The following is a 14,904-nucleotide window of genomic DNA, read 5'->3' as shown; positions in this document are numbered from 1 at the left end:
CTCAGCGCATTTAACCCTAACGGGGCAGCTCCCGGCGATAGACCGTTTACTATCTGCGGGGGTTCGTGGCTCCGGCAAATTTCCGAATCCCGGCCGGTTTGGTATGACAGCGCATTAAAGGTGCAACGTTTCCGATAAATCCAGCGTACCGCGGACGCAGGCGGAAGCCCTCATTTCGGAGCATTTGAAATTGCCCTCCCGGTCCAGACCGTTTCGCGCGTTCCTATCCTATCTCAGCCGGCCGTGGCTGCTGGCTGCGGTGGTCTGGTGGATTGCCGTCGGTCCGGTGCCTGCGCAGGAGATCGGCAAGCTCTACGCCACGCGGCCGCCGCCGGGATCGGTGTTCGTTCGCATCGCATCCATCGGCAAGGCCGACGCCAGGGTGCACATCAGCGGCCGCGATCTTCCTGTGCCGGACAACCAGGTCGCCAGCCAATATCGCGTCGTGCGCGCTGACGCGTCGGTCAAGCTCTCGATCGACGGCGCCTCCATCGGCGACAACATCACGTTCGCACCTGACCGGTTCTACACCCTCGTGGTTGCACGCGACGGCGCGAAGTGGAGCAGCACCACCATCGACGAGGGCCAGGGTGCCAACGCCAGCGACCTGAAAGCGCAGCTCCGTTTCTTCAATCTCGTGCCTGGTTGCGAAGCAACGCTGCGGATTGCCGAAGGTCCCACCGTCTTCGATGCGGTCGGTTTCGCCGGTGTCAAATCGCGCGCCATCAATCCGGTGGAAGCCCGGCTCGAGGCCGCCTGTGGCGGCAGCCAGGCATCCCTGAAGCTGCCTCCGCTCCGTTCCGGCGATCACTACAGCCTGTTTCTCACCCGGGCCGGCCGCACGAGTTCGCTATCAGGCCAATTTGACGAAACCGAACCGTATCAAGAGCGGTAGGCGATCGCTGCATGGTTTTCGTCAGCGACGCCTTCGTCTTCGTCTTCCTGCCGCTGTTCCTGATCGCCTATGCGGGCGTGCCCGCCTTCCTCCGAAATTCGACCATCCTGTTCTTCAGCCTGGTTTTCTACGGCTGGTGGCGCTTCGATTTCCTGCCGCTACTGGTCGCGATCGCCTGTTGGTCGTGGTTGACCGGCCTGTGGATCGCGAGAGCTTCGGGGCCGGAGCGACGCTGGGCCCTGCTCGCCGGGATCGTGCCGCCGCTCGTCAGTCTGGTCTATTTCAAATACGTCAACCTGATCGTCGATAGCCTCGCCAGCCTTGGCGCGCCGATCAAGGACTGGTCGGCGATTCCGCTGCCGATTGGATTGTCGTTCTTCGTGTTCGGCGCCATCTCCTATTCGGTCGATGTCTTCAGAAAGACCGTGCCGGCCGAGCCGAGCCTCATCAACTATTCCACCTACCAGGCGATGTTTGGTCATCTCGTGGCAGGCCCAGTCGTCCGCTATCAGTCGGTTGCCGAGCGGCTGAAGTCGCGTGTCTTCGATTCGAATGAGTTTGCCGAAGGCCTGCGGCGGTTCATGCTGGGCTTTGCGCAGAAGGTCCTGATCGGCGACACGCTGGCGCCGCTCGTCGATGCCGGCTACGCACTGCCGGCGCCGTCGATGTGCGACACCATCGTCACGGTGGCGGCCTATACGCTGCATCTGTATTTCGACTTCGCCGGCTATAGCAGCATGGCGATCGGCCTCGGGCTGATGATCGGGCTGAAGTTTCCCGAGAATTTCGACAATCCCTATCTGAGCACGTCGCTCGCCGACTTCTGGCGGCGCTGGCACATCAGCCTGTCGAGCTGGTTGCGCGACTACCTCTACATCCCGCTCGGCGGAAACCGTGCCGGTCGGTTTCGCTCCTATGTCAACCTGATGGTGACGATGGCACTGGGTGGGCTGTGGCACGGCGCGAGCTGGACCTTCATGATCTGGGGCATCTGGCACGGCCTTGGCCTCGTCATCGGCCGCGCCTGGAATGCCCTGCGATTCCCGGATATGCCAGCGCTCGTCGGCCATGTCATCACGCTCGTTTTCGTCATGATCGGCTGGATGCTTTTCCGTGCGCAAGACTGGCCGACGGCCGCTACCATGTTCAGCGGGCTTGCGGGACAGCACGGTCTTGCGATGTCGAACGGCTTCACCGCCGCACTGCGGCCGATCGAAGTGGTGACGCTCCTGATCGGCATTGGGCTGGTGTACTTGCCGGCGCTTGCCAAATCGTCGCCGTCGCTGATCTCGTTCGTCACGCGGCCGCCGTTTATGCTCGCTGCACTATTGTGGCTGTGGTCACTCTGGGTGATGCAGAGCCGAACCGTCATCCCGTTTCTCTATTTCCAGTTCTGAGCATGAGCGCCGGCATGATAAAAATTCTGGCTGTTCTGGCGATCATCTTCTCCGGCTTCGTGTCGGTCCTGGTCCGCAGCGGCGATTCCCTTTTCGATATCCTCAAGGCGGCGCCGCTGAAGGACTATCTGTCCGGAAACCTCTCGGGCAGAGTCGATCGCGCGGTGTTCGATGCGATTCCGCGAAGTGCCGATCTCAATGGTTTGTCGGCAGGGCTGCTCTACAAGGGATTGCGTGACGCCGGACCACAGGTGTGGGCGGGCTGCAACGACTGGCTCTACTCCACCGAGGAGTTGCGTGTCGACCGTCGCGATGCCGAACATATGGCCGCGCGCCTTCGCATGCTACCTCATTTGGTACAGGCGTTCGCCGATCGGAATATTCTGCTGATAGTCGTCCCCGTGCCCGACAAGGCCGAGCAGGTCGAGGACAAGCTGTGCGGCGTCGCCGCCGACGCATCTCGCGTTCGAGCCGATGCCTGGGCGCGCGCCGCGGGAACGACAAAACTTCATCGGGTCAATTTGCGTGATCAGTGGCCGCGGCCCGGCTATTGGCGAACCGACACGCATTGGGACACGACGGGTGCACAGCTCGCGGCCGAAGCAACCGCAAAACTCGTCAACAGCGCGCTGGGAGCTGGAACTGAACGCGTCAGCCTGACGCGTGGCGCCCGGCACGAGCGTCCCGGCGACCTTGCGCGCCTGGCAGGATTACTGGATGCGCCGAAGTGGCTGGCGCCGGCAGCCGAATATGTCGAGGAGGCACGCGCCAACATCCAGCGCTCCGGTGGGCTGCTGGATGACGCAGCGGCACCGTCGATCCTGCTCGCGGGCTCCTCGTTCTCGCTGAACTCCGGCTTTATCGAGTACCTGCAGGTATCGCTCCTCAGGGAGGTCGCGCAGGTCAGCGAAGCCGGCGGCGGCTTTGCCGGCGCGCTGCTCAAAATGCTGCAGCAGAAGCCCGAGATGTTGGCGGGCGCGAAGGTTGTGATATGGGAGTGGCCGATGCGATCCCTTGTGGCGCCGCTGAGCGATGCCGAGCGGCAGTGGCTCCGGCAAACCGAAGGTCATTGAACGTGCGTCGCCCCCTTGCAAACCTGATCGCGGCAACGGCCGTTTTATTCGCGATGACAACTCCCTCCCACGCGCGTGACGCCGTGCTCGAGGGCAAGCAGAACTGGCTGTTTGCCGGCTGGGAAAGCCTGACCGCCCCGAAGCCTGCCGCAGAAAAATCCTCGATCGCCCTGATTGCCGGCGCCAGCCGGATGTTCGCAAAAAAGAACATCAAGCTGATCGTGCTGATCGTTCCGCTGAAGCCGCGGTACTACGAGCCCCTGCTGCCCGATGGCGCTGCGATGTCGGACGAGATCCGCAAGCGCTACGACGCACTGTTGACAGAACTCCGCACTGGCGGCGTCACCGCGGTTGATGTCAGGGATGCGTTCAAGACGGTGATCGCGAGCAAGCAGGAGGTGTTCTACCGCGCCGATTTTCACTGGACCACATTTGCCGCGGAGGCGAGCGCCGACCAGGTCGCCGCGCTGATGCTTTCGACAGGCCCACTGCCCGGCAAAGCCGGAACGGGCATGAAACTCGGTGAATGGATCAACGATCGCCATCTTGGCGACCTCGCCGCGAATTTCCTTTCGCCCGAACGCAAACGCGCGATCGGTCCGGAGGCCTACGTCATCCGCCAGGCTCCCAAGGCTGAATCTGGCAAGGCTGACGGGGGGCTGCTGGACGGTGACCCGGCGCCGGTGGCTGTGGTGGGGAATAGTTTTGTGCAGCCCTATTTCGGGTTCTCGCAGCGGCTGTCGAACAGGATTGAACGGCCGGTCACCCTCAAATGGAACCCCGGCGACGTCGGGCCCTGGGCTTCCTTACTTCAGTACCTCAAATCAACCGACTTCAAGAGCAGTCCTCCTCAATTCCTGGTCTGGCAATTCAACGAGGCCCAGCTTCAAAACGGTCCCGACGCGATGGGGGAATGGGCGTCGCAAAGCATCATCAGCCCGGCCGATTGGAGCGCGCGCGTGCAGGACGCCCTGCGCAATTAGAAAATGCGGTTAACGAATGCAGCGCCATGTTTTGCTCAAACGTTCGCAGCAAAAACATCACAGCCTCGAAAAAAGTTAGAAAAATGAATGACATCAACGGCTGGCGCGCCACCAAAAGGCCAAATCCCGGTTCCGCTGAATCACTGCCTCGGTTAAAGTTCGGCGGTAAAATTTAAGGGGATTGGCGTAGCGCTGGTTGTATGGGCAATTGGGGCGGGAAATACCTCGGCCAGACGGTTTGTCGGGCGGTGTTAGCAGCACTGTTGCTCGCCGCCGTGCCGTGTCCGGTCGCCCGCGCCCAGGTCGCCGATAGCGGTCCCCCGCTGGAGGGCGAGGCCTATACGGCTACTGAAAGCGCCTACAAGGCGTTCAGCCAGGGCGACTACAAGGCGTCCGCCGCACGCGCCGCAGAGGCCGTGGCCCTGCGTCCCGACCTCCTCCGCCTGCATCTGCTGCTGATCGACTCGCTCGTTGCCGCGGGCGATCTCACCCAGGCCGAGCAGGCCACCAAAACCGCATCGGCGGCCTTTGCGGGCAACCAGGAACTCGAAGGCCGGCAGGCCAATATTCGGCAGCGCCTCGCCCAGCAGCCCGCCGGTGAAGGCTACAAGGCGCTTGAACGGGGTGATCCCAAGGCGGCGATCCGGGCGGCCCGCAGCGCCGTGGAATATGCACCTGACTCGATGTCCTACCGCCTGCTGCTGCTGAGCGCTCAGATCGCGGACAATAGCTTCAACGACGCGGTCGCGACCGCGACCGGTGCGATCCAGCTCGATCCCGGCAATTACGTGCCGTTGGTCTGGCGCGGCTATCTCCATCAAAAGCTGGGGAACCGGGCGCAAGCGGTCAGCGATTTCAATGCCGCCCTCGCCACCCCCAACCTGACCGACATCGAAAAGAAGAATATTCGCCTGATCGCAGCCGACGCGGCGTTGGCCTCCGGCGACTATGCCGCCGCCCGCAACCTGCTGGCGGAATATCCGAGGACGGATCCGGCGGTCGTAACGCGGCTGGGTGATGCCGACGCCGTGGCCGAGAAAAAGGCGACGCTGAAGGGCGACGGCAAGCTGATGCCGATGCCAGTGCAGACCTGTCGCGATACGCCCTATGGCTCGGTGTGCAGCCTGGAGGCGCCGCTGGTCCAGAGCATCGCCACCCCGATCCCTCCCGTCGATAAGGCTGCGGAGAGTTTCGAAGCCGCCGGCAAGGCCTATCAGGCCAGCCGGTCCAAGAATTACTCGCTGGCCATAGAGGAGGCCAGGAAGGCCATCGAGGCCAGCCCGGATACGATCGCCAACCGCCTGCTGCTGGTCAATCTGATGATCGCCGCGGGCCGGCCGGCCGAAGCGGAAGTGGCCGCCAGCAAGGCCATCGCCCTCGGCCAAGGCACCGCCGAAATCTACGCCCAGCGCGGTTATGCCCGTAATCTGCAACACAACCCGCGCGGCGCGATGGCTGACTGGGAGACCGCACTTCAGCGCGGACTGCCGCCGGATCAGACGCGGAACGTGCGGCTGTCGCTGGCGGACGCCGCGCTTGCCGCCAAGGACCCGGCGCGCGCGCTCCGCGCGCTGCAGCGGATGCCGGTGAGCTACGACACGGCGATCCGCCGCGCCTACGCCCTGCAGGCGCTCGAGCGCAAGGAAGAATCGATCGCCGAATTCCGCACCGCCGAGCGCCTCGGCGCGACGGCTGCGCAGCGCGACGTTGCCTTGCGGGCCCAGATCAACACGCTACTGGAATTGAAGCGCAAGCAAGAGGCACGCGCGATCTTCGATTCTGCGATCGCGCGCGGCCGCCTCAGCACGATGCGGGATGCCGATCTGGCCTATCTCGCGGTCGCCGTCGGCAACGACGCGGTCGCGCTGCACCGCTTCGACCGGGCGCATGATCGCGGCCAGCTTCCGCCGCGGGCCACCATCGACGCCGGTTATACCGCGATGCGTCAGTTCCAGAATCCGAAGGCGATCGCCTACCTCATGGAAGGCGTCGACGCCAAGGCCGACGGCCGTATCAATATCGACGATCAGAAATTGTTCGAAACCCGTCGCACGATCTCCGACCTCTCGCGCGTGTGGGGCATCAACACGTCGGTCACCTACGGCAAGGTCGGGTCAGCGCCGAACCCGTTCCTGACAGTGAACAATCCGGCCAGCACCTACACCTCGCAGCTCGGGACCGAGCTCTATTACCGGCCGCCGGAGTTCGGCAACCGCAACGGCGCGCTGTTCGACGTGTTCGTCCGGCTGTTCGAAACGCTGTACGACCAGGCCGGGGGCCCCACCGGCTTGCGCACCACGCAAGGCATGGTCGGCGCGCGCTGGAAGCCATTCTCGGACCACAACCTCGTACTCGAAGTGGACAAGCTGATCGCGCTCGGCGACGCAGCGCGGAACGATACGCTGCTACGCGCGGCCTATTCGTACACAGTCGGCACCGATCTGCGGGCGATCGATACCCACTGGCCAACTTGGTACGTCTATGCCGAAGTCGACAAGTTCCTCGAGAAGCGCCAGCTCGTCGGCATCGCCGAAGGACGCTTTGGGCACAGTTTCCGCCTCGATCCGATCAGCCGCAATCTGGTGTTCTTCCCGCACGCCGTGCTGGCCGCGAGCTACGACGACTCTTTCGCCAATCATGAAGCTTATTCGGTGGGCGCCGGCGGTTCGCTGCGCTACTGGTTCGGCGACACCAAATATCTCGCGCCGCCGTCCTATTGGGAGCTGACGCTGCAATATCGCTTCCGCATCGCCGGCGACAAGCGGGCCGAAGGCATCTTCGCGCAGACGTCGATCAATTATTGACGGACCGACTTAGTGGCTGGTGCGAAGCAAAAATCGCAAAACAACCCCATGCAAAGTAGAACGGGCTCCACCTCGCTGGCCCTTGCTCCCGCGCGCCCCGGGCAAGACATCGCCGTCCGTCACGCGAGTTCCGACTGCCATCTCACACTGACAAAGCAAAGCCGCCCGGAGGCGGCTGCGCAGTTATTGCATTTGATCTTGAGCGCCTCACGCGGTCGCCAGCGCCGGCTGCCTGGCCTTGCGGCGATAGGCCATGAATCCCAGACCGGCGAAACCGGCAATCATCATCACCCAGGTCGACGGCTCGGGGACGGCGGCATTGAACTCGACCTCGCTGAGCATGATCCAGGGCTCCAGGTTCGGATAATAGGCGCTGGTATCAAATCCGCTGAGCGGGTCATTGAATGTCTTGGTGACGGGGTCGTAGTACTGATTCCAGTAGTCATAACCGTCTTGCAGCAGCGGCCCGCGGAAAAACTGCAAACCGAAAGAGAAGGCGGACGGCACGGGATTCTTCAGCGTCAGCGTGATCAGATCGGTGCTTCCCGCGTAGGGGTTGCTGCCGGGCTTATAGGCAACTGAACTCAGGGTGTAGAGCGAGGGATCCAGCAAAGTTCCGTTGAGCGAAAGCGCAATATTCGCCGGCGCTCCCACCAGACCGCCCGACTTGTTTGCCGCGGCGTAAATCGAAATCGACGTCACCGCCTGGCCGCCGGTCAGATTGAACAGAATCGTCGGGTCCTGATACTTCCAGCCCACATACTGGCTTGGACCTCCGTTGAGCCCGCCATAGTAGGGTGAGCCCGCCACGGTCCAACCGTTGGAGATGGTGCCGTCGGTGCCGCTGACCAGCGAGAAATTGTCGCTAGCCTTGACCCCGTCGGTGAGCTTGCCAGTGCCGCCGGAAAGCGGCGCGTCGTTCACGCCGTTATAGGGGATGGAGCTTTGCGATCCGTTCTTGCCGGCGTTGGCCGTCGGCGACCCCTCACCTGTCTTGGTGTAGGTGAAGTCGAAATAGTTCTGACCGCCGGTCGGCGTCGTATATTGCGAGGCGCCGTTGCCGTTGTTCATTTCGTAGCTGGTGACGGTGACCAATCCTGCCGATGCGACCGTGGAACCCAACACGGTGGTTGAGAGGGCAATGAGCAAACGAGACCGCAGCGACATATTAAATCCTCAAAGAGACGAACAATTAAATCGAGCGACGCCGACTTATTGTTACCAAGTTATTACCACGAGCCGCGGCCAGTGCAAGGAACATCTGCAGGGCGAGCGTTTATCGTTAACAATCTGAATGCGTTATTTGTAGCAAAACGATCCATCCCCATGTGCGGCAGTTCGAGATCGAGCGATTTATTCGGAATGCGCCGCTTTCATTACATTGGTCGCTGAACATGCGACGGGGTGGCGTTCGATTGGCGTAGAGCAGTCAAAAAGCCGTGATAAACATTAACCGAAGCGTGCGCTGTCAATTCCGAGGGGCCCGCGGGACGCTTGCGGGATGGGGAATCCGGGTGAACTCGTTGGTCACGCCGTCTGCGGCTATTCCCCGAAAGACGTAATAACCCCGATCGGTTACGACGATATCGCCCTTCTGCAGCAGCGTGTCATTCATCGCCATCTCCGAGGCGATTCGCTCCGCTTCGGCGGGTGATGGTGGCGGACGCTGGATTCGACCACGCTCCTGCGCGAACGCCTCCGCGCCCAACGCCAGGATGCCAGACAGGACAATCAATAAATTGCGCATGGCACGCCTAAAATGGATCGACTGGCATTCTACCAGCAAAAGACAGTCTGCTCAGCGGCCTTTCAACAATGACCGGACGTCAATGCGAGGAGCTGGCGCTGTTAACCTTCGTCCGCGAATCGGCTGCCCTGAAGGGGCCTGTCCCGCAGCTTTCCGACGTTGCCAAATTAAATGCGGCAGCTCAGCGCCTGTTGAAAATCTGCTTGACGAATTAAATGAGCTACCCGGTCGCCCCAGGATTTGCCGGGCCCGCCCGCCGACGCCGGTTCGCTCAGAGGCTCGCCCGGATCTTGGCCATTCCCGAGCATACCGTGGCGGCGAACCGGTTCTCCAGGCCTGCGTTAGGCTCGGTGGCCGGCACGCTCTCGACCCGGTCCAACTGGCCGCGCAGCGCCCTTTCGAGCGTCAGCCAGTCACTCTCCTTGATCTCGGTCGATTCGTTCAGCGCAGCAAGCAGCGCGCTTGTCAGTCTATCCGACACGGCCCTAGTCCCCTGCTCGATCTGGCGCCCGCCTGGCCTCACGCCGGAGGGGCACGCCGCAACCCCAAAGCCGCTTGTCGAACTCGATGCCGGTCCGAGGCAGAACCCAGCCGGGGGCGCATTCACAAGCCTGCCGCTGGATTCGCCTATGCCCCGCCGACTCAAGATGAACGGCTCTGAGGCGGCTTGATAGCTTACAAAGGCGGCGAGAAGTATGCCTGCGTGTTTGGACGCGGCCGATTCTTGTGCGCAGCGGCAGGAATGCAACAGCAGCGGGTGTGAGAGGATCGGCACTAACGGGGAAAGCTCGGGCAAGGGCAGCAGGCGCCCCCTAGGCTGGCCTGGGAGGCCTCTCGGCTGCCCCGGAGCCTGATGTACCCGGGGGGCCCGCTAGACCCCCAAAAGCCATTCCACGCCGGTAAATATCGCCCACAGCCAGCCAACCATGGCGATCCCGATCGCCGTCAGGTAGAGCGGCTGAGCCAGTCCCTGGCGCAATTTCGATTTCATCACTGTGAACTTCGCAGAGCTTCCGCCTCCGACAGGCGCTCGCGGAGGCGTCGCAATTCCATATATCGCTCGGCAATAGTTTCGGCCGGCTGCTTCTTCGAAGCCTTCCTCGGCTTCTTTGGTTTCGGCAGAACGGTCGTGCGGCTATGCGCTTTCATATGGCCCCTCCTCTGCCTGCCAGCTCAAGCAAGCGGTGTGCCAGTCAAACGCTGTGATGCGACCGGGACACCCAATTGCCCTTTTCGTCGGCGAGTTCTTTAGGGGAGTTCGATAACGGTTGCGTGACCCGTTTGGGGATTTGGCGGAAAAAAAACGACGACACTAACGGGGCGTCGACCGATCCGTCCGTATCCATTGGGACGCTGTCCCGCCGATCAGCATCCGGCAATAGAACCGGATTTTCTTTAGCGCAAAGGCTCCGAACGACAATGCCTCGTGGGCGGGAAAAACCTGACGTCCAAATCTAAACCAAGCCAGAAAAACGCACAGAATAAATGCCGCAAGGTTGCCGCATGCGATCAGAGCGGGCAGCCATCCTCCGCCAAGCAGAGCGGCCGACAAGGTCAGGAACGTCGTCCCGGCGATCAACAGGGCAAGCAACGACAGTGGCGGCACCAGAAGATCGAACGCAAGCGCGAGCACATTGATGTCGCCACGCATCGAACCGACCGCAAGAAGCCGCGGAACGAATTTGCCGATGGTGCCGAGGTGTCCCTGCACCCAGCGCTGGCGCTGGCTCTCGGTCCCCTTGGCGCTGGTCGGAAATGTGCTGGTGATCTGCACGAAAGGGAAGAAGTATGGCGCCTTGCCGGCTTCTGCGAGATCAAGACCGAGCTTCAGGTCCTCCACAAGGTGGCCACTGGCCAATGGAACGGAACTGATCGCATCCCAGGGAAACATCATTCCCGTTCCCATCAACTGAACGGGACCACCGAGATTGCGCAATCCAAGGGGGCGAATCCAGTTTCTGAGAATCCAGGCGAACTCGGCGAAGCTGTGATTGATCGGCGAATTCTCGGCGCTTTGCATCATGAACAACGCCTGCACCGGCCGCTGAACCTGGTGACAGACGCGCTTGAGTGCGCCGATCAAGTCAACCTGGAGCCGGCAGTCGGCATCGACGAAGAGCACGAAATCGGGCGGGTCGTGGCTGAGATGAGCGATGCCCCATCCCATCGCGAAACCCTTGCCAATTCTCTCCAGGTCGTTGCGGACAATAACCTCGGCTCCCGAAGCCGCCGCGACCGCCGCAGTATCATCGGTGCAATTATCGGCGACGACGATCAGGCGGTCTGCCGCGCCAAGCTGTAGCTTGATATCGTGCAGCGTTGGAATGAGGCCCGTGCTCTCATTGTGCGCGGGAACAATGACTGCGACGCGCTTCTCGATATTTAATTCCTGGACTTCGAGCGGCTGCAATTTCGGCGCCTTGAGCGCCGCAATCACTTCGAGCAGCAGGACAGCGACGGGAACGCTGAGCAATCCAGCCAGAGCGGCCAAGATCAACATTTCACAACCGATCTCGAAACGTTTGACTTAAGGTTTTTTCAGGCAAAAAGCGAGTAACCAAGTCCGCTATAAATATCCCGCTTAGCTGTCGATTACTACTATATTTCTCAAACAGATAATACGATGAGAGCCCGAAATGGTTATTTTTCGAGCTCGTTTTTGCGGCAGGTTCGGGAGAGCTCCTTTTTCATGAAGATCGCCTATCTGGTTAACCACTATCCGGCGGTCAGCCACAGTTTTATCCGGCGCGAAATCCTGGCGCTCGAGCGCCTTGGCCACGAGGTCCTGCGAATATCCTTGCGCGGCTGGGCCGATCCGCAGCGCGGTGCCGAAGATCGGCTCGAACAGGAACGCACGCGTTACGTGCTGCGCGGCGGTCCGGCGCCGCTGCTGGCCGCCTTCCTCCGTATCTTGATAACCAATCCTGCCGGGCTCTTTCGCTCGCTGGTACTGACGCTCAGGGTCGGTCGGCGGGCCGAGCGTCCCCTTCCCGTTCATTTAATTTATCTGTTCGAAGCCTGTCAGGTGGTCCTGTGGCTGCGCAGTGAAAAGGTGGAGCACCTGCATGCGCATTTCGGAACCAACTCCGCCGAAGTCGCAATGCTTGCACGGGAACTAGGGGGACCACGCTGGAGCTTCACGGCCCACGGCCCCGAGGAGTTTGACAAGCCGAAATTCATCGCGCTGCCCGAGAAAATCCGGCGGGCGCGCTTTGTCGTGGCGGTCAGTTCCTTCGGGCGGAGCCAGCTCTTTCGCAATGTACCCCACTCCCACTGGCACAAGATCAAGGTGGTTCATTGCGGCCTCGAACCGGCTTTCCATGAAACCGATGTGACTGCGGCCTCGGGCCACGAACGGCGATTGGTCTGCGTGGGCCGGCTGTGTGAACAGAAGGGACAATTGCTCCTGATCGAGGCGGCGCGTCTCCTGGCGGAACGCGGAGTCAAATTCGAGCTGGTGCTGGCCGGCGATGGCGAGATGCGCGGCGAGATCGAGACGCTTGTCGCAAAATACAAGCTGGCAGAGAGCGTGCGAATAACCGGATGGATCAGCAGCGAGGAGGTCCGTGCCGAAATTCTCGCATCCCGCGCCCTGGTGCTCCCGAGCTTCGCCGAAGGCCTGCCGGTCGTCATTATGGAAGCCATGGCGCTGCGCCGGCCGGTAATCAGCACTTTCGTTGCAGGCATTCCGGAACTGGTTCAGCAAGGCGAACACGGCTGGCTGGTTCCCGCCGGCGACCTCGAACGGCTGGCCGCAGGGATGGAGGAATGCCTCGGAACGGCGCCTGACAAGATCGCGCAGATGGGAGCAAATGCCCGCCAACGGGTATTGCAGCGCCATGATGTGAACACGGAAACGGCTAAGCTGGTCGCCCTGATAGAAGCCTAGCTCGGCGGCATAGCCGGCAAATTCGGCGGCGCCCCCTGCCCCTCACTCGCGCTTCCAGAGAAGTGAAATGAGGATCCTGCTTGCACCGGCGATTGCGACGATGATCGGCTCGATGCAGCCGGCGATTGGTCAGGTCAACATGCAGTACGGCGGCCGCTATGGCGGGCAGTACGGTGGCCAATATGGCGGGCAGTTCAACGGTCAGTACAGCGGACAATATTACGGCCGCGGCAGCAGCGACCAGACCGCCTCGCCGAATGCGCTGGACAGGAAGCTCGATATTCAGGGTGCGCCGGTGAATTCAGGCGCCTGCGGACAGCTCTACTATCCCACGCCAGGTACGGATTATGTGCCCCATGACCGGCAGGGACGGCGCTGTTATTAGCAGCGATAGTTACTGATAGTGACAGCGATGCCATGGCCGTATGACAAATCAGATTCCGCGGCCAAACACTTCAAGATATTCGGAAGCAGCGCCCGGCTGGTCGTCTTCAAACACTCCGACGACTAGCCGGTCCGTCTTCCAGGCCATCCCGTCGAGATTAGTTTTATGTTTGCCTGCAATTGGAGCGCGCCGATCCGCATGATGACCGTGCACAACATGCCGGCGCCCGTGCCCGACATCGGCGCCAGCGGGGTAACGTTTCCATAGCAGCGTTTCTTCGTTTTGCTGATCGAGCGGAGCCTTGGGATCGATCGCGGCATGGACGAAAATTCTGTGCCGATCGACGTGCAGCAGCGGCAAACTGACGATCCATTCCAGATGGCCCGCAGGGACCGCGCGCAGATCAGGCCGCGTCGGATCTAGGTCATAAGACGCGACTGTCTCTGCTCCGCCGTTCTGGAGCCACCAGTCGAGTTCAGCCAGGTTCGCGCAGACCGCGCTCATCATGGCCTCGTGGTTGCCCTTCAGATTAACGACCTTCGCTTCGTTCGGTCGCCAACCCATGAGACGCTCGACGACCTGTCTGCTGTGTGGCCCGCGATCGACGTAGTCGCCCAACGTCACAATGGTAAAGGACTTGCCGTCCGCGTGACGCTCGACCGCCTCGATTGCGCGATCTAACAGATCCAGCCGGCCATGAAGGTCGGGTATGGCATAGGTTCGGCTCACGGCAACCTTCGTCAACAAGCGGTCGAGAAGTCAGCGAGCTATCTCGCAACAAGGAAGCGCGAGTAAAGCACGTCAAGGCGCGGTCCGCGAGGTGCCGCAGTTTGCGAAACTTAGACCGCAGTCGCCGGCGCGGAGCGATTGCGGACGCGGCGCACCAGCGCGAAGCAAAGGCCGAGGAAAGCATCGAACAGGAACAGCAGAAGGACCGCGACCACAAAGAGGCCGATGCCGGTGAGATCGTGCAGAAGTCCTTCGAGCATGTCAGGGCCGAGGTAATACGCGATCAGGACCAATGCGAAGACGCGGAAGAAGTTCGCAATGATAGTGATGGGTATGATCGCCGCAAGCAGCAACAGGCTCCGGACCTTCTCCTGCCAGCGAAACGCATACGCATAGAAGACACCGATCGCTGACAAGGCGAAAATCGAGTTCATCCCGGAGCAGGCGTCCTTGACCAGGAGCTGATAGGTTCCGATCATGATCATCACGCCGTTCTGCGCGACCGGGAAGCCCGTTGCATAGAGGACGTTGGTAACGACGTTTGAAATGAAGACCTTCAGCGGAACGGTCGCGGCATCGACGAGCCAGTCGGGCATCGGCACGGCGAAGATCAGGAAACCGATCGGAAACGCGAGAACTCGCAACGCCGGCCATCCGACCGAAATCAGGACGCAGCCGACGATGACCGGAATCAGGGAAAAGGTTTCGAAGGTGACAAGCCCCTGCTGAATCCGGGCGAGGTAAAGAATGACCAGGCCGCCGAGAAGCGAGAGCCATCCCAGGATGGGAGCCGGAGAAATTTCAACTGCCCGCAGTTTCTCGCGCGATTGCCAAACCAGCCACAGCGAGGCGGCGATGATGAGCGGACCATGCCCCTCCTGCTCCGTCTGCCAGGGTCCATCGATCAGGCTGAGCACGGTCTGGACATAAGCAATGATCACGGAGGCGCCGAGCAGCGCCGGCCATAAAAAAGGGCCCAAAAAACCTGCCTTCGCGGATGGC

The 14,904-nt window shown here is 61.4% G+C and carries 13 protein-coding genes; 7 read left to right on the top strand and 6 right to left on the bottom strand.

All coding sequences use genetic code 11. The features are described 5' to 3' along the window. Positions 1 to 190 precede the first annotated feature (190 nt). The 5 genes from QA643_RS10985 to QA643_RS10965 all read left to right on the top strand — a co-directional run bounded on the left by QA643_RS10985 (position 191) and on the right by QA643_RS10965 (position 7,152). The gene (locus tag QA643_RS10985; protein ID WP_283033184.1) at positions 191 to 895 is read left to right on the top strand and encodes an alginate O-acetyltransferase AlgF; all 705 of its coding nucleotides are present in this window, start codon (positions 191 to 193) and stop codon (positions 893 to 895) included. Positions 896 to 906: 11 nt separating this feature from the next. Beyond that, entirely contained in the window at positions 907 to 2,292 is a 1,386-nt protein-coding gene (locus tag QA643_RS10980; protein ID WP_283033183.1) for an MBOAT family O-acyltransferase, read from the top strand. 14 nt (positions 2,293 to 2,306) lie between these two features. Then, positions 2,307 to 3,365, top strand: a complete 1,059-nt coding sequence (locus QA643_RS10975) for a hypothetical protein (protein ID WP_283033182.1) — start codon at positions 2,307 to 2,309, stop codon at positions 3,363 to 3,365. Beyond that, the gene (locus QA643_RS10970; RefSeq protein ID WP_283033181.1) at positions 3,290 to 4,348 is read left to right on the top strand and encodes a twin-arginine translocation pathway signal; all 1,059 of its coding nucleotides are present in this window, start codon (positions 3,290 to 3,292) and stop codon (positions 4,346 to 4,348) included. The genes QA643_RS10975 and QA643_RS10970 overlap by 76 nt, the downstream gene beginning before the upstream one ends. Before the next feature lie 248 nt (positions 4,349 to 4,596). Next, a complete protein-coding gene (locus tag QA643_RS10965; RefSeq protein ID WP_283033180.1) occupies positions 4,597 to 7,152 on the top strand; it encodes a bacteriophage N4 adsorption protein A in 2,556 nt (851 codons plus the stop codon). Positions 7,153 to 7,359: 207 nt separating this feature from the next. On the opposite strand, the gene QA643_RS10960 is transcribed toward QA643_RS10965, so the two are convergent. From QA643_RS10960 to QA643_RS10945, 4 genes are all read right to left on the bottom strand, one after another. Then, positions 7,360 to 8,319, bottom strand: a complete 960-nt coding sequence (locus QA643_RS10960) for a PEP-CTERM sorting domain-containing protein (RefSeq protein ID WP_283033179.1) — start codon at positions 8,317 to 8,319, stop codon at positions 7,360 to 7,362. Positions 8,320 to 8,620: 301 nt separating this feature from the next. Continuing rightward, positions 8,621 to 8,767: a hypothetical protein gene (locus QA643_RS10955; protein WP_283033178.1), complete on the bottom strand. Its 147-nt coding sequence runs from the start codon at positions 8,765 to 8,767 to the stop codon at positions 8,621 to 8,623. Between the two features lie 403 nt (positions 8,768 to 9,170). After that, positions 9,171 to 9,380: a hypothetical protein gene (locus QA643_RS10950; protein ID WP_283033177.1), complete on the bottom strand. Its 210-nt coding sequence runs from the start codon at positions 9,378 to 9,380 to the stop codon at positions 9,171 to 9,173. 831 nt (positions 9,381 to 10,211) lie between these two features. Continuing rightward, positions 10,212 to 11,399: a glycosyltransferase gene (locus QA643_RS10945; RefSeq protein WP_283033176.1), complete on the bottom strand. Its 1,188-nt coding sequence runs from the start codon at positions 11,397 to 11,399 to the stop codon at positions 10,212 to 10,214. A gap of 189 nt (positions 11,400 to 11,588) precedes the next feature. Here QA643_RS10945 and QA643_RS10940 point away from each other — a divergent pair, with 189 nt between their 5' ends. Both QA643_RS10940 and QA643_RS10935 read left to right on the top strand, forming a co-directional pair. Next, positions 11,589 to 12,788 (top strand): glycosyltransferase, encoded by a 1,200-nt coding sequence (locus QA643_RS10940; protein WP_283033175.1) that lies wholly within the window; start codon positions 11,589 to 11,591, stop codon positions 12,786 to 12,788. Positions 12,789 to 12,855: 67 nt separating this feature from the next. Then, the gene (locus QA643_RS10935) at positions 12,856 to 13,173 is read left to right on the top strand and encodes a hypothetical protein (protein WP_283033174.1); all 318 of its coding nucleotides are present in this window, start codon (positions 12,856 to 12,858) and stop codon (positions 13,171 to 13,173) included. Between the two features lie 48 nt (positions 13,174 to 13,221). Here QA643_RS10935 and QA643_RS10930 read toward each other — a convergent pair whose 3' ends face one another. After that, positions 13,222 to 13,902, bottom strand: coding sequence for a metallophosphoesterase (locus QA643_RS10930; RefSeq protein WP_283033173.1), 681 nt, complete (start codon positions 13,900 to 13,902; stop codon positions 13,222 to 13,224). A gap of 110 nt (positions 13,903 to 14,012) precedes the next feature. Next, positions 14,013 to 14,882, bottom strand: a complete 870-nt coding sequence (xrtV, locus tag QA643_RS10925; protein ID WP_283033172.1) for an exosortase V — start codon at positions 14,880 to 14,882, stop codon at positions 14,013 to 14,015. Positions 14,883 to 14,904: the final 22 nt, after the last annotated feature.

The sequence above is a fragment of the Bradyrhizobium sp. CB3481 genome, assembly GCF_029714305.1.
Taxonomy (GTDB): Bacteria; Pseudomonadota; Alphaproteobacteria; order Rhizobiales; family Xanthobacteraceae; genus Bradyrhizobium.
The sequence above is the reverse complement of the archived record's forward strand: the minus strand, read 5'-3'. Positions and strand labels throughout refer to the sequence as shown.

Coding starts and splice junctions, on each gene's coding strand:
- QA643_RS10980 (WP_283033183.1), top strand. CDS start 907: ATGGTTTTCGTCAGCGACGCCTTCGTCTTCGTCTTCCTGCCGCTGTTC.
- QA643_RS10975 (WP_283033182.1), top strand. CDS start 2,307: ATGATAAAAATTCTGGCTGTTCTGGCGATCATCTTCTCCGGCTTCGTG.
- QA643_RS10960 (WP_283033179.1), bottom strand. CDS start 8,319: ATGTCGCTGCGGTCTCGTTTGCTCATTGCCCTCTCAACCACCGTGTTG.
- QA643_RS10955 (WP_283033178.1), bottom strand. CDS start 8,767: ATGAATGACACGCTGCTGCAGAAGGGCGATATCGTCGTAACCGATCGG.
- QA643_RS10945 (WP_283033176.1), bottom strand. CDS start 11,399: ATGTTGATCTTGGCCGCTCTGGCTGGATTGCTCAGCGTTCCCGTCGCT.
- QA643_RS10940 (WP_283033175.1), top strand. CDS start 11,589: ATGAAGATCGCCTATCTGGTTAACCACTATCCGGCGGTCAGCCACAGT.
- QA643_RS10935 (WP_283033174.1), top strand. CDS start 12,856: ATGAGGATCCTGCTTGCACCGGCGATTGCGACGATGATCGGCTCGATG.